Here is an 18,380-nt window from a genome sequence, read left to right as displayed (position 1 = left end):
GGACCAGGGACCAGGGACCGGGGACCCGGGAAGAGCAAGGGCAAACGCTCTTAGCTTTTCCGGGTCCCCAGTCCCCGGTCCCCGGTCCCGCAAAAAGGACCCAAATGACTAATCTGTTGTGGCAAAAGCCCGGTGTTGCGGTGGACGCCAAAATCCAGACGTTTCTGGCCGGCGACGACGTGATCCTGGATCGCGAATTCTTCCTGCACGACATCGCAGCCAGCAAGGCGCATGCGCAGGGGCTGCAGCACATCGGCATCCTGTCGTTGCAGGAGCTAGGCGGCTTGAGCGAACAACTCGATCTGCTGGCGGACGATTTCCGCAGCGGTGCGTTCGTGCTTGATGCGCAATACGAAGATTGCCACTCGGCGATCGAAGCGCGCTTGACCGAGCGTCTGGGCGATGCCGGGCGCAAGATCCACACCGGGCGCAGTCGCAACGATCAGATTCTGGTCGCCACGCGGCTATGGTTGAAGGACAAACTGCAGCGCGTGGCCGAGCTCAGCGGCGAGATCGCCAAGGTGGCGCTGGATCGCGCGCAGGCCGAAGCGGCATTGCCGGTGCCGGGCTACACGCATATCCAGCGTGCGGTGGTGTCGTCGGCGGGCATGTGGTGGGCGGGCTGGGCAGAGGCGTTTATCGATAACGCCGTGCGCGCGACCGATACCCTGCGCCTGGTGGACAGCAACCCGCTCGGCACCGCCGCCGGGTACGGCGTCAATCTGCCGCTGGACCGCGCGCATACCACTGCCGAGCTCGGCTTTGCACGTCTGCAGGTCTCGCCGATCTACGCGCAGCTGTCGCGCGGCAAATACGAGCTGGCCGCACTCGAAGCACTGGGTAGCGCTACGCTGGACCTGCGGCGTATCGCCTGGGATCTGTCGCTGTTCACCAGCGGCGAATTCGCCTTTGTCGCGCTGCCGGCGCAGTACACCACCGGCAGCTCGATCATGCCCAACAAGCGCAACCCGGACGTGATCGAACTGATGCGCGCTACCCATGCCAGCGTGGCAGCCGCACGCACCGAGATCGAACAACTGCTGTCGCTGCCCTCCGGCTACCACCGCGATCTGCAGAGCAGCAAGGGCGCCATCGTGCACGGCTTCGGCCGTGGCCTGGCCGCGTTGGAATTGCTGCCTGCGTTGCTTGCCAATCTGGAGTGGCGCCCGGACAAACTGCATGCGGCGATAGACTCGGGCATGTACGCCACGGACGTGGCGGTGGAAGCGGCCGTGGCCGGCGTGCCGTTTCGCGATGCCTACAAGGCTGCCGCGGAAGCATCCGAGACCGCAGGACAGGGACGCACGCCGGAAGGCAGCCTGGCCGCGCGCGTCTCGCCTGGTGCCGCAGCCGATCTGCAACTGGATGTGTTGCGCGCGCGTTGGCAGGCGCTGCGCTGATGGCCATGATCAGCACCGACACGGCCGAGCATTACCCGTGGGGCGAGGCCTGCGAAGGCTGGCATCTGTTGCGCGACCCCAGCTTGAGCGTGCTCGAAGAACGCATGCCGCCAGGCGCCGCAGAGTTGCGCCATCGGCATAGTCGCGCACGGCATTTTTTCTACGTCGTGGCTGGTGAAGTGATGCTGCAGCTGGACGGTGCGCAACATGTGCTGCGCGTGGGGCAGGGCCTGCATGTGCCGCCGGGGTCTACCCATCAGATGCAAAATCTCTCGGACGTGGAAGCGCGCTTTTTGGTGATTTCCGCACCGCATGGCCGCGAACGCACGTCAGCGGCCGCACGCATCAAGGATGCAGGCTGATGAAGACGCGCTATCTGGTGTTGGCGATCCGCAATGCCACGTTTCCCGCCGATGTGGTGGAGCCGCATCTGGCGTTTCTGGAGGAACTGCGCGCCGCCGGGCAACTGGAGTTGACCGGTGGCTTCAGCGATCGCTCCGGCGGGGCGTATGTGCTGGTCAACGTCGACAGTCTGGAGGAGGCCAAGCGGATCGTCGCGCGCGACCCCCTGGTGCTGCGCGATGCGTCCACACTGACCGTCTACGAATGGAACACGTTCTGAGTACCTTGCCCCCATGAGTACGCCCGCCGGCACGTCATCGCCCTTTACCGAGCAGCCGCTGCCGCCGTGGCGGCGCGCGGTGCTCAAGGTCGGCAGCAGCCTGCTTGCCGCCGATGGCGGTGGCCTGTCGCCGCGCTTCGCGCTGGGCTTGGCGCAGTTCGTCTCGGCCAATCTGGCGGCCGGGCGTGAACTGGTGATCGTGTCGTCGGGCGCGGTGGCCGCAGGCCGCGCAATCTTGCCGAAGGCTGCCGAGATCGGCGCGCCGATCGCAGCGCGACAGGCGCTGGCTGCGCTGGGTCAGGCGCAGTTGATTGCGCTGTGGCAACGCTTTTTCGAACGGCCGGTCGCGCAGGTGCTGCTCACGCACGACGACCTGCGCAACCGTCGTCGTTATCTCAATGCACGCGCCACCCTGGGCGAGTTGCTGCGGCTGGGCGCGCTGCCGGTGATCAACGAAAACGACACCGTGTCGGTGGACGAGCTCAAGCTGGGCGACAACGACAATCTGGCTGCAATCGTCGCCGCGCTGGTCGATGCCGATGCGTTGTTCATCGCCACCGACATCGACGGCCTGTACAGCGCCGACCCGCGCAGCAACCCGCTGGCGCGGCCGCTCGACGATGTTCCCGAGCTCACCCCACAGGTGATGGCGATGGCTGGCGGCAGCGGCAGCAGCGTGGGCACCGGCGGCATGCGCACCAAGCTCGAAGCCGCCGCAAAGGCCGGCGCGGCCGGCATCGAAACCTATCTGTTCAATGGACGCAGCAGCGAGGTGGTACGCGGGCTGGCGCAGGATCGCCTGTGCGGTACGCGCATCCACGCCGCACGCACGCGCATCGCGGCACGCAAATACTGGCTGCGTCATGCACCGGTGGAGGCGGGCGCCATCCTGATCGATGCGGGCGCTGCAACCGCGCTCAGCGACAAGGGCGCCTCGCTGTTGCCGGGCGGCGTGGCCGGTGCCGAAGGCGACTTCCGTCGCGGCGACATGGTGGAGATCCGTCTGCGCGATGCCGATGGCGAGCGGTGTCTGGCGCGCGGCGTCAGCCAGTATTCGGCGCTGGATATCCGCCGGATTGCGCGCCGCCACTCGCGCGAGATCGATGGCGTACTCGGTTACAGCTATGGCGAGAACGTGGTGCATCGCGACGATTTGGTGCTTTTGTAGCGGGGAATGGAGAATCGGGAATGGGGAATCGCAAACGCTTGTCACCGAACTTCTCCCGGCGCCGATTCCGTCGCAGTAAAGTGATATCGCGTGCTTTTACCATTCCCGAATCCCCACTCCCGGCCCCCAAATGACCATCAAAACGCTCGCCCTGCAATGCCGCGATGCCGCGCAGGTACTGTCGCAACTCTCTGCCGACGCAAAGCAGTCCTTGCTTGAAGCGATGGCTGCGGCGCTGGAAGCCGATGCCGCATTGATCCTGGCTGCCAACGCGCGCGATCTTGAGGCGGCGCGTGCGAAGGGAACGGCCAGTGCCATGCTCGATCGGCTGGCGCTGGACGACACGCGCCTGGCCGGCATCGCGGCGGCATTGCGCGAGGTGGCGCAGTTGCCGGACCCGGTCGGTCAGATCACGCGCGACGACACGCGCCCCAATGGCATCCGCGTGCAAAAGGTTCGTGTGCCGCTGGGGGTGATCGCGATGATCTACGAGGCCCGCCCCAACGTCACCGCCGACGCTGCGGCGTTGTGCATCAAGGCCGGCAACGGTGTGATTTTGCGTGGTGGCTCGGAGGCGATTCACTCCAACACCGCGATTGCGCGCGCACTGCAGAGAGCATTGCGCGAGGCCAATGTGCCCGAGGCCGCGTTGACGCTGGTCGAGGATCTGCGCCGCGAGACTATGCTGGAGTTGCTGCAGCTCAGCGACATCATCGACCTGGCGATTCCGCGCGGCGGCGAGGGCCTGATCCGTTTTGTCGCCGAACACGCGCGCGTGCCGGTGATCAAGCATTACAAGGGCGTGTGCCATCTGTTTGTGGATGCCTCAGCCGACGTGGACCTGGCCGTGCGTCTGTTGGTCGATGGCAAGGCCAGCCGACCGTCGGCCTGCAATTCGCTGGAGACCTTGCTGGTACATGCAGACATCGCCGAGCGTTTTCTGCCGGTTGCTGCGCAAGCGCTGCGCGAACGCCATGTGGAGCTGCGGGGCGATGCGGCAACGCGTGCATTGCTGCCCGATATCGCGGCGGCCAGCGACGAGGACTACGCCGCCGAATTTCTCGATCTGATCCTGGCGATCCGCGTGGTGCCGGATCTGGACACCGCGCTGGCGCATATCCGCCAATACGGCTCGGACCACACCGAAGTGATTGCCACCGAAGACGCCGCAAACGCCGAGCGTTTCATGCACGCGCTACGCTCGGCGGTGGTGATGGTCAACGCCTCTTCGCGCTTCTCCGATGGTGGCGAGCTTGGCCTGGGCGCGGAGATCGGCATCTCGACCACGCGTCTGCACGCGTATGGCCCGATGGGCCTGGAAGCGCTCACCGTGGAGCGCTTTGTGGTGCGTGGAGAGGGCCAGGTGCGGCACTGACGTGGCGTCCGTTGCCGGTTAGTCGTGTGGCGCTGTTCATGGCAGCGCCACTGGCCGACATCGCCTCGATCATGTGGCCGTCTTTTCTCCTCCAAGCACCGTGCTCATCCATTCATCGCTTGTGGGGGAAACGAAGCCAGTTCCTGACAGCCACACCTGCTTTCCGGCGCGGTCCCACTTTTCCATCTTTTCTTTGAATTGGGCGGGATAGTCGTTTGCACTGCAGGCGATATTGCACCAGGGGTCGCACACATAGATGTCCGCGTTCCAATCTGTCATGTCCGGAGGCAAGGTGCCTGCGCGTGGCACTGGGCCGACGATCGCAGTGGCGTGGGCTTGTCCGCCGAAGAAGGCAAGGCGTGCGATCAGGTTATAATCTTGCTGCAAATAGTGGACAGCCAGGGTAGCCAGTTCACCGCAGTTGTGCGCGTTGCCATCCATGGCCGCCGACACCACGTCCTCTTCCAGGTCTTCCACCTGCTGTCGCATCCGGGCGATCTCTGAGGTCGCGTTGTGGATTCGAAAGGCCTCCTCGAAGCCAGCGTTTCTCTTTTTGTTGCTCGATTTCAAGCGGGGCGCTTTGTAGTACTCGGCCCTGATGGAGCGCATGACGTCTCTGACAGCATTGAGGCTCGGCGAGAGTGGAGGCTGTTGTGAAGACGATCTACCCGCACTCCTGCTATGACTCACGTTGCTCAGTCCTGCCAACACGCCCGTTGTTTGGTCGTAGCTGTTGACGTGCTGCACAGTGCTGCCCGCTGGCAGCTGCTGGGCCGGAGAGCTTTCGGTATATGTGAGTCTTCCCGAATTGACACGATCGACGGAACCGCAAATACCCATGGATGAGCACCTGATTGTTGAAGTCCACTTCATGATGTGCGCGAACATCCTCTTCTAAAAATGGAAGCGCGAAGCGATTGACTTGTGTGCGAATCGTCGACATCAGCATGGCATCCAGCACGCAATCTGCGACCGATGGAACATTTCGCTACTTGGAGCGGCTAACAAAACGCAGCGAGCAGTCGTCAGGTGGGCGTGGGCGGCGCGGAGGAACCGGAGTGTACGCGTGGTACATGCCGCACCGAGCACCGGCCGCGCCCGCCTGGCGGTGAGCACAGTAGTTTTGTTAGTTGCTCTCAATTGTTGACTCTGATCGCCTGCGATCTGGCGAGGGTGATGGGCTGGCCACTGTTCTTACTAGGTCCACTGCGCTTCCGAGCTGAGCGATACTGGACTTTGGTGGTTCGCATGCCAGGCGTCGCCTGCTGCCGGTCTCGGTGGTCCCAACCCGCCCACCACGACCTTTGACACTCCCCCGGCAGCCCGCCACCTGCCTACAGTCGACGATTACCCAGCACGTTCCGGAGTCGTCGATGCGCAGCTTTGCCGCCTGCCTGCTTGCCACCGCCATTGCTGCCGCCACCGGCAGCGCCTTCGCTCAGACTTCGCCGATGACGCCGGACATCACCGGCAAGCCGTTCGTGGCAAGCGACGCCGCCAACGACTACATCAAGCGCGAGGTGATGATCCCTATGCGCGACGGCGTGAAGCTGCATACCGTGATCGTGGTGCCCAAGGGCGCACGCCATGCGCCGATGGTGCTGACCCGCACGCCCTACGATGCCAGCGGCCGTAGCGAGCGCCTGGCATCGCCGCACATGAAGGATCTGCTGCCGCTCGGCGACGATGTGTTTGTGGAAGGCGGCTACATCCGCGTGTTCCAGGACGTGCGCGGCAAATACGGCTCCGAAGGCGACTACGTGATGACCCGCCCGCTGCGCGGCGCGCTCAATCCCAGCGCTGTGGATCACGCCACCGATGCGTGGGACACCATCGACTGGCTGGTCAAGAACGTTGCCGAATCCAACGGCAAGGTCGGCATGATCGGCTCGTCCTACGAAGGCTTCACCGTGGTGATGGCGCTGACCCACCCGCATCCTGCATTGAAGGTGGCCGCGCCGGAGAGCCCGATGATCGATGGCTGGATGGGCGACGATTGGTTCAATTACGGCGCGTTCCGCCAGGTCAACTTCGACTACTTCACCGGACAGCTCAGCAAGCGCGGCAAGGGCGCCGGCATCCCGCGCCAGGGACAGGACGATTACAGCAATTTCCTGCAGGCCGGGTCGGCCGGGGATTTCGCCAAGGCCGCCGGGCTGGAGCAATTGCCGTGGTGGCACAAGCTCACCGAACACCCGGCCTACGATGCGTTCTGGCAGGAGCAGGCGCTGGACAAGGTGATGGCGCGCACGCCGCTCAAGGTACCCACGATGTGGCTGCAGGGCCTGTGGGACCAGGAAGACATGTGGGGCGCGATCCACAGCTACGCGGCAATGGAGCCGCGCGACACGCGCAACACGCTCAACTATCTGGTGATGGGGCCGTGGCGGCACAGCCAGGTCAATGCCGAGGCCGGCACATTGGGTGCGCTGACGTTCGATGGCGACACCGCGCGTCAGTTTCGCCGCGATGTGTTGCGCCCGTTTTTCGACCAATACCTGGTGGATGGCGCGCCCAAGGCGAGCACGCCGCCGGTCTTCATCTACGACACCGGCGAGAACCGCTGGGATCGCCTGCAGTCCTGGCCGCGCAGTTGCGACAAGGGCTGCGCGTCGGCGAGCAAACCGCTGTATCTGCAGGCCGGCGGCAAGCTGTCCTTCGACAAGCCCGCTGCCGGGCAGAGTGCGTTTGAAGAATACGTTTCCGACCCGGCCAAGCCGGTGCCGTTCGTGCCGCGCCCGGTGGATTTTGCCGACCGCAGCATGTGGACCACCTGGCTGGTGCACGACCAGCGCTTTGTGGACGGCCGCCCCGATGTGCTGACCTTCGTCACCGAACCGCTGACCGAACCGCTACAGATCGCCGGTGCGCCGGATGTGCATCTGCAGGCGTCCACCAGTGGCAGCGACAGCGACTGGGTGGTCAAGCTGATCGATGTGTACCCGGATGAGATGGCGTCCAGCCCGAAGATGGGCGGCTATGAGCTACCGGTGTCGCTGGCGATCTTCCGCGGCCGGTATCGCGAGAGTTTCAGCGCGCCCAAACCGCTGGCGGCCAATCAACCGCTGGCGTTCGAGTTCGGCCTGCCGACGGCCAATCACACCTTCCAGAAGGGCCACCGGGTGATGGTGCAGGTGCAATCCAGCCTGTTCCCGCTCTACGACCGCAACCCGCAGACCTTTGTCCCGAATATCTTTTTCGCCAAGCCGGGCGATTATCAAAAGGCCACCCAGCGCGTCTACGTGACGCCGGAGCAGCCCAGCTACATCAGTCTGCCGGTGCGTTGACCGCACGGGCGCCGCGTGTCGGCGGCGCCCACAGGTCTTCCAGCAGCTGCGGGCGGCAGACCACCCAGGCGGCAGCCAGCTGCACCACGATGCAGATCACCAGAAACACGAACGGCGAGGTCCAGCCGCCGCTGTGCGCATGCAGCCAGCCGAACAGGAACGGCCCCAGGCAGCTCACCGCATAGCCCACGCCTTGCGAAAAACCGGAGAGCGCTGCCGAGCCGGCGGCGGTGCGGCTGCGTTGGTTGACCAGCACCAGCGCCAGCGGAAAGGTGCTGGGCCCCAGGCCGAGCAAGGTCACCCACAGGATCGGCGCCGCCAGCGGTGCCCACCACAGCCCGGCGAACGCGACCAGATGGCAGGTCGCGCATAGCAGCACGATCGGGAACGGGTTGCGCATGCGCACTGCCAATGCCGGCATGGTCAACGCGCCGACCATGCCCAGCGCGGCGAACAGCGCGACCATGGTGCCGCCGAACGCGGGCGAGGCGCCGGCTTCGCGCAGCAGCGTGGGCAGCCAGGTAAACATCGAATAGGTCACCAGCGAGGTCATGCCGAAGGTGATCGCCATGCTCCAGCCCAGGGCGGTACGTGCGACCCGGCCTTCGGCCTCGGGAGTCGGCGTGACCGGCGCCGGGCCGGTGGCGCGCAGGCGGCCCTGGCTGGCCCGCACCAGCGCCCAGGCCACCAGGGCCAGCAGCGCCGGCAGCACCCACACCACCATCGAGCTGCGCCAGCCCAGCGCGTCGGCCACCGGCACCGCCAGCAACGCAGGCAACAGGGTGCCGACCTGAAGCACGGTGATGTACAGCGTACTGACGCGGCCCACGCGGTCGCCGAAATAGCGCTTCACCAACGGGGGCAACACCACATTGCCCATGCCCATGCCGGCCAGCGCTACCAGCGAACCGGCCAGCAGCCCGCCAGTGCCTGGCAATAATGGCCGTAATACCAGCCCGAGCGTGGCCAGCGCCATCGACGCCAGTGCGGTGCGCAGCAGGCCGAAGCGACGAAGGACCGCTGGCGTTGCAACGCCGGTCAACGCAAAGGCGGCAGTGGGCAACATGCCGAGCGCGCCCATGGTCGGCGCACCGAACGCGTATTCGTCGGCGATGCGTTCCAGCAGCGGAGTGAGCGAGGTCACTGCCGTGCGCAAGTTGAATGCGGACAACAAAATGGCGGCCAGTACCAGGCCACGCCCACGCAATTGGGCAGACGGGGACGAGGCGGCAGTGACAACAGACATGACAGACCATCCGCACCGTGCACGGCCGTGCGACGGCGCCTGAAAACACAAAACCGGCACAAGGCCGGTTTTGTGTTTTGAAACTGGTCGGGGAGACAGGATTCGAACCTGCGACCTCTACGTCCCGAACGTAGCGCTCTACCAGACTGAGCTACACCCCGAAGGAGCCGCGTATGTTACATAGGGAATGCGGAATCGGCAAGCATCTGCCGCAATTATTTTTCCTGCGGCCGGTGCGCATGCTCGGGCTCGCGTGCTTCGAACCACATGCCGTTGAGCACCGCGGCCAATGCCGCCAGACCGGTGCCGAGAATCCAGGCGAAGTACCACATTAGTTGTGCTCCTGAAAAACGTTGAGAGAGTGGGAAGGCGAGCGCGGCTGCGACGACGTGCTGGCGTCGCAGCCGTTGCGTCAGCTAATACGCATTGGGAGTGGCTGAGAGTTCCGCGGCAGTGACCTTGCCTCTGAGCACGCGATACACCCACGCCGTGTAGGCCAGCACGATCGGCATGAAGACGGTGGTGGCCAGCAGCATGATCCACAGCGTGAGGCGACTACTGGAGGCGTCCCACAGCGTCAGGCTGGCGCTCGGTGCAGTGGACGACGGCAGCAGGAACGGGAACAGCGCAAACCCCACGGTAAAGACGATGCCGACGATGGCGCTGGCCGACGCAATGAACGCCAGGCCGCCGCGTCGCGCGCGCAACAGCACTGCGCTCATCGCGAGCCCGAGCAGGCCGAGCAGCGGCGCCATCAAGGTGGCCGGCATGCTGCTGTAGTTGTGCAGCCAACCACCGGCGGCCGTGAGTGCTGCGGTCTTGGTCAGTGGATTGGTCTGCGCATCGGTCGCCAGCACCGATGTCACCGCATAGCCCGGCAAGCCAAGCGCCACCCAGACACCGGCTGCAGCAAACAACGCCACCGCCGCCATCGCGGCGATGCTGCCGATACGCGCTGCGCGTTCGGCCACCGGTCCATCGGTCTTGAGCACCAGCATCGCCGCGCCGTGGGCGATCAGCATCGCCACGCTGAGCAGACCGGCGAGCAAGGCAAACGGCGTCAGTAGCCCGAACAGATTGCCGGTGTAAAACGTGCGCATGCTGTCGTCGAAATGGAACGGCACACCCAACACGACATTGCCGACCGCCACGCCCATGATCAACGCCGGAACGAACCCGCCGACGAACAATGCCCAATCCCAGCTATTGCGCCAGCGTTGGTTCACCAGCTTACCGCGGAACTTGAAGCCGACCGGCCGCAGGATCAGCGCAAACAACATCACGAACATCGCCAGATAGAACCCGGAAAAACTCACCGCATACAGCGGCGGGAACGCGGCGAAGATCGCGCCGCCGCCCAGGATCAACCACACCTGGTTGCCTTCCCAGACCGGGCCGACGGTGTTGATCACCAGCCGGCGTTCGGCATCGTTTTTGGCAACGAACGGCAGCAGCGCGCCGACGCCCAGATCGAAGCCGCCCATCACTGCGTAACCGGACAGCAGCACGCCGAGCAGCAGCCACCAGATCACGCGCAAGCTTGTGTAGTCGAGCAAGATAAAATCCATCACGGTCTCTCCTGGGTTACGGTGCACTGCCGGCCATGACGCCCGAACTCAACGGTGCGTGATTCAACGAGGCATGAGCGTGCGGCAGGGAAGGCGACGCATTGGGTTGCGTCGGCGGGAACAGCGCATCCGGGCCAGTGCGGATGGTCTTGAGCGACAACTTGATCGCAATCACCAGCAGCGTGGTGTACAGCGCGGTAAAGCCCACCAGCGTCAGCACGATCTCGTACAGATCCAGACCGGATGCGGCGTAGAACGTGGGCAGCACGCCTTCCACCGCCCACGGCTGGCGGCCATACTCGGCCACGAACCAACCGCATTCGATCGCGATCCACGGCAACGGCAGCGTCCACACCGCCAAGGTCAGGAACCAGCGCTTTTCCTGGAAGGTGTGCTTGCAGGCGAACCAGAACGCAATGGCGAAGAAGGCGATGAGATAGATGCCGATGCCGGCCATGATGCGGAAGGTCCAGAACAGCGGCAGCACGCGTGGCACCGTATCCATCGCCGCCTGCGCGATCTGCTCGGGCGTGGCATTGCCGATATCGTCGCGATAACGCTTCAGCAGCAGGCCGTGGCCCAGGTCCTGCCAATGCGCGTCGAAGACCTTGCGCGCTTGGGCATCATTGGTGTCGGCGCGGATACGCTGAAGCGCGCCGTAGGCGATCTGCCCACCGCGGATGCGATGCTCGGCGCGTCCAACGAGTTCCAGGATGCCGGGGATGGGCGTATCCAACGAACGTGTGGCGATCAGCCCCATCAGATACGGAATCTTGATCGCGTAGTCGTTGCGATGGGTCTGCTGGTTGGGAATGCCGAAGGCAGTGAAATCCGCCGGCGCGGCTTCGGTGTCCCACATTGCCTCGATCGCGGCCAGCTTCATTTTCTGATGTTCGTTGGCGGCATAGCCGCTCTCGTCGCCCAGCACCACCACCGACAGCGACGACAGCAGGCCGAAGGCCGCGGCCACCGCAAACGAGCGGCGTGCCATCTCGGTGTGCTTGCCGCGCAGCAGGTAAAACGCGCTGATCGACATCACGAACACCGCGCCGAGCACGTAACCGGCACTGACGGTGTGCACGAACTTCGCCTGCGCCACCGGGTTGAACAGCACCGCCATGAAATCCACCACTTCCATGCGCATGGTGTCCGGGTTGAATACCGCGCCGGTCGGGTTCTGCATCCAGCCGTTGGCGATCAGGATCCATAGCGCGGAGAAGTTGCTGCCCAAGGCCACCAGCCAGGTGGTGATCAGGTGCTGCACCTTGCTCAGGCGATTCCAGCCCAGGAAAAACAGGCCCAGAAAGGTCGCTTCGAGAAAGAACGCCATCAGCCCTTCGATCGCCAGCGGTGCACCGAAGATGTCGCCCACGTAATGGCTGTAGTACGACCAGTTCATGCCGAACTCGAACTCCATCACGATGCCGGTGCCGACACCCATGGCGAAGTTGATGCCGAACAGCACGCCCCAGAACATGGTCATGCGCCGCCAGATCGGCTTGCCGGTCATGACGTAGACGCTTTCCATGATGCCGAGCAGGAACGACAGGCCCATGGTCAGCGGTGGAAAGATGAAGTGGTACATCGCGGTGACTGCGAATTGCAGCCGCGATAGTTCGACAACGGTCGAGTCGATCATGGCGGGGTGGCCTGGTTGAGTATCGGTGAGCAACGTGGCCGATCATCTGCCGCCGCTGCGTTGCGCGCGTTGATCCAAATCAATGCGGCCCCGATCGGGTGGGGCACACTGTCCATCCCGCAGTGGGCAGTGGCGACTTAGAGCAGCTAACAAAACTCCTGTGCAGCCGCCAGGCGGGCGCGGCCGGTGCTCGGAATCGGCATGTACCACCTGTACACTCCGGTTTCTCCGCGCCGTCCGCACCCACCTGACGACTGCTCGCTACGCGTTGTTAGCCGCTCTTACAATCGCCTGCGATGCGCCGCCTGAAGAGAGCCATGTGAGCCAGCCCAGCGTGCAAGCCAGCGAAACGCCCGCCCAGCGCCGTCAACGCGGCCAATGGCTCGATGCGCTTGCCGCACCCGCTGCACGGGCCAGGCGGCTGTCCGGCGTGGCGGTGGCGCTGTCTGGCGTGTTGTTGCTTGCGCAATCGGCGGCCATCGCGTGGTTGGTGCAGGCGGTGCTGGTACAGCACCTGGCGCTGGCGCAGCTGCGTCATGTGGGCATCGGGTTGCTGCTCGCAATGCTTGGGCGCGCCGTGCTCATGGGGTGGGCGCAAGCGCTGACCGGCAAAGTGGCCGATGTGGCCAAGCGCGAACTGCGCATGCGCATTGCGCGTCGGCTGGTGCAGCACGGGCCGCTGTGGTTACGCCGGCAACGCAGCGGCGAACTGGGCGAGTTGAGCCTGGCGCATACCGATGCGCTGGACGGCTATTTCGTCGGTTATCAGCTGGCGCACACCGAGATGACGCTGGTGCCGCCAGCGATCCTGATCGCGGTGTTTTCGGTCGACTGGGTGGTGGGCCTGGTGCTGTTGCTGACCGCGCCGTTGATTCCATTCTTCATGATGCTGGTGGGGTGGGGCGCAGAAGCTGCAGGCCGCGAGCAGCTCGGCGAGCTGGCGCGGATGGGCGGGCACTTTGCCGATCGTCTGAAGGGGCTGGGCTTGCTGCGGGTGTACGGGCGCGGGGAGGCCGAATTGGGCGGTATCGCCGCAGCGGCCGAGGGCGTGCGCGAGCGCTCGCTCAAGGTGCTGCGCATCGCGTTCCTGTCGTCCACTGTGCTGGAATTCTTCGCCTCGGTGAGCGTGGCCATCGTGGCCTTGTACTTCGGTCTGAGCTATCTGGGCATGCTCGACCTGCACGGGTTGCCGTCGCTGGGCGCGGGCATGTTCTGCTTGCTGTTGGCGCCGGAATTCTTTGCGCCGTTGCGGCGTCTTGCAGCGCATTACCACGACCGTGCCAATGCGCTGGCCGCCGTGACCGAGGCCGAGCGGTTGCTGGAAGGTTTTGTGACCGAAGCCGATGCCAGTGCCCCAGTTGCACCGACCCCGCCGCGCGCCTTTGAGTCTGCGCAGGCGCATGCGCCGTTGCTGCAGGCACATGGTCTGGCGCTGCGTCCGCTTGGCGCGCCGCACACGGTGATCACGCAGTTTTCGCTGGACCTGCAGCCCGGTCAGCGCGTGGCGGTGATCGGTGCCAGCGGGAGCGGCAAGAGCACGTTACTGGAAGGGCTTGCCGGCTGGCTGCCACCGGAAGCGGGCAGTGTGGTGCTGCGCCCGGGCACGCGCGTGGGCTATGCCACGCAGCGGCCGTATCTGTTTCACGGCAGCATTGCCGACAATCTGCGGCTGGCCGATCCGCAGGCCAGCGATGCGCAGCTGCATGCAGTGGCCGATGCGGCGCAAGTGATGCGCTTTGCCGCGCAGCTGCCGGCGGGCCTGGACACGGTGATCGGCGAACGCGGCTTTGGCCTGTCCGGTGGCGAGGCGCGACGTGTGGCATTGGCGCGGCTGCTGCTGCGCGCGCCGGATCTGCTGCTGCTGGACGAACCCACCGCGTTTCTCGACCCGGACACAGAAGCGGAATTGCTGCGCGCACTCGGGGTATTTGCACGCGACCGTGCAGTGGTAGTGGCGACGCACAGCCCTGCAGTGATGCGCTGGGCCGATACGGTGATCGATCTGCGTGGCACCACCATGACGGCGAGCGCGCCATGAACGACGCACGCCACGATCGTCTGAGCGAGGTGTTTCGCCGGCATGCCTGGCGCTTGCTGCTGTCCGCGCTGCTGGTGCTGGTCACAATGTTGGCCGGAGTGGGTCTGTTGAGTCTGTCCGGCAGCTTTCTCACTGCGGCGGCATTGGCTGGCGTTGCCGGCATGGGGGCAGGCTTCAATTTCTTCTCGCCGTCGGCAGGCATCCGGGCATTGACGTTTGCGCGCATCGTGTCGCGCTATGGCGAAAAATTGATCGGCCACGATGCCACCTTGCGTATCGCCCGCGATCTGCGGGTGTGGTTCTTCCGTCGTGCGTTGCCGCTTGCGCCGGGGCGGTTGTCGGCCACGCGCACCGGCGATCTGTTGGCACGGTTGATGTCCGACATCGGCGAAGTCGATGGCCTGAGCGTGCGCGCGCTTGCGCCGCTGACGGCGCTGCTCGGCATCTGGTTGGCCGGTGCGGGTGCCGCTGCGTTGATCTATCCGCCGGCCGCATGGTTGTTGCTGGCGCTTGGTGTGCTGATTGGCGGGCTGGTGCCCTGGCAGGTGGCACGTGGTGGCGCACAGCGCGAGCAGCTGCGCGCGCAGCAACGCACGGCGTTGCGCACGCAGGCGTTCGAAGGTCTGGAAGGTGCAGCGGATCTGGCGGCGGTCGATGCGCAGGGTGCCTGGCTGCATCAACTCGACGCTGCTGCGGCAGCAGTGATGGATGGCGACCGCGTGCAGCGCCGTCGATTGATCGCCGGCAACCTGCTACATGCGGCGTGCGGTGCCATCGGTCTGGCCGGCATGTTGTGGCTTGCCTTGAGCGCCGCCGAGCGTGGGCTGATTGCAGCGGACATGGCCGCAGGCCTGGTGTTTCTGACCATGGCGCTGCTGGAGGTATGGGCGGGTGCCGGGCTGGCCTTGCAGGCACTGCAAAGCGCACGCGTCGCAGCGCGGCGCCTGCAGTCCATCGTCGATCAAGCGCCGTCGGTCAGCGATCCGGTGCAGGCACTCGACGTGCCACGCACAGGCACGCTGCACCTGCAGCAGGTGTCGTTTACATGGCCCGGTGGCGTGCGGCCGGTGCTGCACGCGCTCAATCTGACGCTGGCATCTGGCGAACGCATCGCCATCAGCGGCGACAGCGGCAGCGGCAAGAGCACTTTGTCGGCATTGTTGCTGCGGCTATGGGACCCGCAGGCCGGGCAGGTGAGTTACGCCGGCATCGATCTGCGTCACTGCGCGCAGGCGCAATGGCATCGACGCATCGCCTGGTTGCCGCAGAACGCGCCGGTGTTTGCCGGCAGCGTGCGCGAGAATCTGGCCATCGGCGATGCCGATGCCGACGACGCCGCCATGTGGCGGGTATTGGAGCAGGTGCGCCTGCACGACTGGGCCAGCGCGCACCATGGTCTGGACACCTGGGTGGGCGAAAACGGCGCCACGCTCTCCGCAGGCCAGGCACGCCGCCTTGCGCTTGCGCGTGCGCTGTTGCGCGATGCTGCCATCCTGCTGCTCGACGAACCCACCGACGGCCTGGACGTGGACACGGCGCATGCCCTGTTGCTCGATCTGTCCGCCGCGCTTGGCCAGCGCAGCCTGGTGATGATCACTCACGACAGCGTGCCTGCCGGCGTGGTGCAACGGCGCTATCGCATGCGTGCCGGGGTGCTGGAGCCGCTGCCGTGACAGGTATTTGATCGTGATCGGCGAGAGTTGTCGCCGCGCAACCGCTGACTGCGGTTTATAGGGCCGGCATTACGCGGAGCGATACACCGCCCATGCAAGCACCGCGCTGTTCGCGATCGCCGTGGCCCAGAAGGTGATCTGGAAAGAGGTCTTGCTGGATTTGTGCCGGAACAGCGACTGCGCCAACAGCGCGCCCGGCCAGCCACCGAGCACTGCAATGCCGTGCAAAGTGGCCTCCGGCGTTCGTCGCTGGCCGCGGGTTGCCGCGGTCTTGTCGCGCCGGTAAGCAATCAGCGCCACGCTGCTGGCAGCCGCGTACCAGACTGCCACCCAGACCGGCAGCAGACCTGCTGCGACGATGCTGGCCATGCTTACCGCAAACAGCGCGGTCAACGTCTTGCGCGGCACCACGCGGCGCGCGCCTGGCCTGGATCTGGAAATCAGCAGGCGTCCAGAAAAGCGCGCACCGCCGGGCCGAAGCGGGCGAAATCCACCAGAAACGCATCGTGGCCTTGCGGCGAATCCAGGCCGATAAAGCGCGCATCCGCGCCGCCTGCACGCAACCCTTCGGCAATCTGTTCCTGCTGCTGCACCGGGAACAGGATGTCGGTGTTGGCACCGATCGCCAGTGCGCGTTCGATGCGGATGTTTGCCAGGCCGGCCAGCACCTCGGCCTCGGTGGAGACGTCTGCAGCCGGCGTGCTGTCGGCGGCCTGCGCGGCAGCGATGGACGACGCATCCACATAATCGGCCAGATCGAACCAGTCCATCGAGCGGCTCAGATACAGATAGCAGTTGGGATCGAAGAAGCGCACAAAGCGACGCGCATGGCCTTCGAGATAGCTTTCGACCTGAAATTCCAGGCCGAACGGATCGTCGGCGGCCTGTTCGGAATCCAGCCGCACCCGGCCAAAGCGGCCGTCCCATTCCAGCGCCGAGCGGTAGGTGATCACGCCGAGTTTGCGTGCCATGCGCATGCCCGATTCCGGGTAGCGCGTGTCGTCGTAGTGGCCGCCGTTCCAGTGCGGATCCAGCCGGATCGCTTCGCGCTGCAGCGAGCGGATGGCAATGGAAAACGGCAACGCCTGTGCGCTGCCGGAGATGTTGATATGGCTGCGCGCAATGCCGGGATGCCGCAGCAACAGCGCCAGCGCGGTCATGCCGCCCATCGAGTTGCCGATCAGGCAGGCGAGCTGTCCGATACCCAGCGCACGCACGACATCGGCTGCTGCATCGGCAACATCCTCGATCGACAGGTCCGGGAAGGTCAGGCGATACAACTGCCCGGTTGCCGGGTCGATGGAGGCAGGCCCGGTGGAGCCCTTGCAGCTGCCCAGCGAATTGACGCACACCACAAACCAGCGCTCGGTATCGATCGGCTTGCCCGGCCCCAGCATCGCGTCCCACCAACCCGGCTCGGGGTTGGCCTGATTTGCAGCCGCATGCGCGTTGGGCGACAAGCCGGTGACGATCAGCACCGCGTTACTGCGATCGGCAGCCAGCGTGCCCCAGGTTTCGTAGGCCACACGGGCCTGGTATAGCTCACCACCGCGCTTCATCGGAAACGGCGAAGGCAGGGAGTGGAATAACGTGCCGGCAGGGATGAATTCGGTCATGTCGCAATTCTATCCGGCATTGCGCGCTAGTGCTCCCGCACCAGCCGGACCGCCAGCTCACGCGCTTCTAGTGAATACTTTGCCTTACTCATGGCCCCATCTTCCCAAGAATTGAAGCCTCCCGGAATCCCGGAACGGTTCAATGCTTTGAAATGGTCCTGTCTAGGCAGAAATGTCCATTCTTAACGTCAATGGTCATATCGTAATATTCCAATATGCCATTGCCAAGATTGTAAGCGGAACCAATGTCACTACTTTTTTTCAGTTTTGGATGTTTTTTAAAGGGCAGTCCTTGGGCACTCGCTTCAGCGGAGCTATGCAGCTGATCGGATTCATATACGACAAGCTGTTCGCCGTTTCCTGTGTCAATGTCCGCTAGCACGTCTTTGCCATTAATTTCAACCATACCCATGATAAATTTCGTCCCGCCGAACAAGTCTGACGCTAAGCGTAGCTCACCACTGCATGCGTCGCTAGAACGAAGATTAATTTGCGAATATGAAATTTTAAATTGACCCATGCCTTGCATAAGGTCGAGTCCAATAACATTTTCCACCGACGGATCATCGCTTACAAGAACGGTTATGTCCGCGGCTGTAAAAGCGCCAAGTTTAAAGCTCTTGATATGCGCAAAAAAAACATCAATTTGGCGATCTTCGAAAACCAGATCATAAATGATATTGTCGACTCCCCGTAAACTTGATCCATCCATAACTACAGGTCTCCGGGCACACTAGCCACCGAGGAG

General features: G+C 64.3%; 16 protein-coding genes, 1 tRNA gene and 2 other RNA genes. 9 read left to right on the top strand and 10 right to left on the bottom strand.

Annotation, left to right across the window (positions count from 1 at the left end; genetic code table 11):
• Window positions 1–104: 104 nt before the first annotated feature.
• The 5 genes from ACCQ06_RS12770 to ACCQ06_RS12750 all read left to right on the top strand — a co-directional run bounded on the left by ACCQ06_RS12770 (window position 105) and on the right by ACCQ06_RS12750 (window position 4,565).
• A complete protein-coding gene (locus ACCQ06_RS12770) occupies window positions 105–1,400 on the top strand; it encodes an argininosuccinate lyase (protein ID WP_316686093.1) in 1,296 nt (431 codons plus the stop codon).
• The gene (locus ACCQ06_RS12765; protein ID WP_316686091.1) at window positions 1,400–1,762 is read left to right on the top strand and encodes a cupin domain-containing protein; all 363 of its coding nucleotides are present in this window, start codon (window positions 1,400–1,402) and stop codon (window positions 1,760–1,762) included. The genes ACCQ06_RS12770 and ACCQ06_RS12765 overlap by 1 nt, the downstream gene beginning before the upstream one ends.
• Window positions 1,762–2,022: a YciI family protein gene (locus tag ACCQ06_RS12760; RefSeq protein ID WP_055852082.1), complete on the top strand. Its 261-nt coding sequence runs from the start codon at window positions 1,762–1,764 to the stop codon at window positions 2,020–2,022. Before ACCQ06_RS12765 ends, ACCQ06_RS12760 begins: the two co-directional genes overlap by 1 nt.
• Window positions 2,023–2,035: 13 nt before the next feature.
• Entirely contained in the window at window positions 2,036–3,190 is a 1,155-nt protein-coding gene (gene proB, locus ACCQ06_RS12755; RefSeq protein ID WP_316686086.1) for a glutamate 5-kinase, read from the top strand.
• 130 nt (window positions 3,191–3,320) lie between these two features.
• The gene (locus tag ACCQ06_RS12750; RefSeq protein ID WP_316686084.1) at window positions 3,321–4,565 is read left to right on the top strand and encodes a glutamate-5-semialdehyde dehydrogenase; all 1,245 of its coding nucleotides are present in this window, start codon (window positions 3,321–3,323) and stop codon (window positions 4,563–4,565) included.
• A 69-nt stretch (window positions 4,566–4,634) separates the two neighbouring features.
• Here the strand turns inward: ACCQ06_RS12750 and ACCQ06_RS12745 are convergent, their stop codons facing one another.
• Window positions 4,635–5,174, bottom strand: coding sequence for a hypothetical protein (locus ACCQ06_RS12745; RefSeq protein ID WP_316686081.1), 540 nt, complete (start codon window positions 5,172–5,174; stop codon window positions 4,635–4,637).
• A gap of 390 nt (window positions 5,175–5,564) precedes the next feature.
• A non-coding RNA gene (locus ACCQ06_RS12740) (sX9 sRNA) lies at window positions 5,565–5,640 on the bottom strand.
• A gap of 298 nt (window positions 5,641–5,938) precedes the next feature.
• Here ACCQ06_RS12740 and ACCQ06_RS12735 point away from each other — a divergent pair.
• Window positions 5,939–7,852 (top strand): CocE/NonD family hydrolase, encoded by a 1,914-nt coding sequence (locus ACCQ06_RS12735; RefSeq protein WP_104614646.1) that lies wholly within the window; start codon window positions 5,939–5,941, stop codon window positions 7,850–7,852.
• On the opposite strand, the gene ACCQ06_RS12730 is transcribed toward ACCQ06_RS12735, so the two are convergent.
• From ACCQ06_RS12730 to ACCQ06_RS12710, 5 genes are all read right to left on the bottom strand, one after another.
• On the bottom strand, window positions 7,833–9,059 hold the full coding sequence (locus ACCQ06_RS12730; protein WP_316692592.1) for a CynX/NimT family MFS transporter: 1,227 nt from the start codon (window positions 9,057–9,059) through the stop codon (window positions 7,833–7,835). The genes ACCQ06_RS12735 and ACCQ06_RS12730 overlap by 20 nt on opposite strands.
• A 123-nt stretch (window positions 9,060–9,182) precedes the next feature.
• Window positions 9,183–9,259, bottom strand: a tRNA-Pro gene (locus tag ACCQ06_RS12725).
• Between the two features lie 54 nt (window positions 9,260–9,313).
• A complete protein-coding gene (gene cydX, locus ACCQ06_RS12720) occupies window positions 9,314–9,430 on the bottom strand; it encodes a cytochrome bd-I oxidase subunit CydX (protein ID WP_104614644.1) in 117 nt (38 codons plus the stop codon).
• An 84-nt stretch (window positions 9,431–9,514) separates the two neighbouring features.
• Entirely contained in the window at window positions 9,515–10,666 is a 1,152-nt protein-coding gene (cydB, locus tag ACCQ06_RS12715) for a cytochrome d ubiquinol oxidase subunit II (protein WP_316686075.1), read from the bottom strand.
• 16 nt (window positions 10,667–10,682) lie between these two features.
• On the bottom strand, window positions 10,683–12,305 hold the full coding sequence (locus tag ACCQ06_RS12710; RefSeq protein WP_316686073.1) for a cytochrome ubiquinol oxidase subunit I: 1,623 nt from the start codon (window positions 12,303–12,305) through the stop codon (window positions 10,683–10,685).
• Between the two features lie 201 nt (window positions 12,306–12,506).
• Between ACCQ06_RS12710 and ACCQ06_RS12705 the strand changes: the two genes are divergently transcribed.
• The 3 genes from ACCQ06_RS12705 (at window position 12,507) to cydC (ending at window position 16,016) form a co-directional block, all read left to right on the top strand.
• Window positions 12,507–12,582: non-coding RNA, sX9 sRNA (locus tag ACCQ06_RS12705), on the top strand.
• A gap of 9 nt (window positions 12,583–12,591) precedes the next feature.
• On the top strand, window positions 12,592–14,343 hold the full coding sequence (gene cydD, locus ACCQ06_RS12700) for a thiol reductant ABC exporter subunit CydD (RefSeq protein ID WP_316692590.1): 1,752 nt from the start codon (window positions 12,592–12,594) through the stop codon (window positions 14,341–14,343).
• Complete coding sequence (cydC, locus tag ACCQ06_RS12695; protein WP_316686071.1) at window positions 14,340–16,016, top strand: thiol reductant ABC exporter subunit CydC; 1,677 nt, start codon at window positions 14,340–14,342, stop codon at window positions 16,014–16,016. Before cydD ends, cydC begins: the two co-directional genes overlap by 4 nt.
• 69 nt (window positions 16,017–16,085) lie before the next feature.
• Here cydC and ACCQ06_RS12690 read toward each other — a convergent pair whose 3' ends face one another.
• The 3 genes from ACCQ06_RS12690 to ACCQ06_RS12680 all read right to left on the bottom strand — a co-directional run bounded on the left by ACCQ06_RS12690 (window position 16,086) and on the right by ACCQ06_RS12680 (window position 18,344).
• Window positions 16,086–16,427: a DUF1294 domain-containing protein gene (locus ACCQ06_RS12690; protein WP_316686069.1), complete on the bottom strand. Its 342-nt coding sequence runs from the start codon at window positions 16,425–16,427 to the stop codon at window positions 16,086–16,088.
• Between the two features lie 29 nt (window positions 16,428–16,456).
• Complete coding sequence (gene metX / locus ACCQ06_RS12685) at window positions 16,457–17,632, bottom strand: homoserine O-acetyltransferase MetX (RefSeq protein WP_104614640.1); 1,176 nt, start codon at window positions 17,630–17,632, stop codon at window positions 16,457–16,459.
• A 139-nt stretch (window positions 17,633–17,771) separates the two neighbouring features.
• Window positions 17,772–18,344 (bottom strand): hypothetical protein, encoded by a 573-nt coding sequence (locus ACCQ06_RS12680; RefSeq protein ID WP_316686065.1) that lies wholly within the window; start codon window positions 18,342–18,344, stop codon window positions 17,772–17,774.
• Between the last annotated feature and the right edge of the window lie 36 nt (window positions 18,345–18,380).

The sequence above is a fragment of the Xanthomonas sp. NCPPB 4467 genome (assembly GCF_041475665.2).
GTDB classification, from domain to species: domain Bacteria; phylum Pseudomonadota; class Gammaproteobacteria; order Xanthomonadales; family Xanthomonadaceae; genus Xanthomonas; species Xanthomonas dyei.
This window is presented reverse-complemented; position numbering and strand designations above follow the sequence as displayed.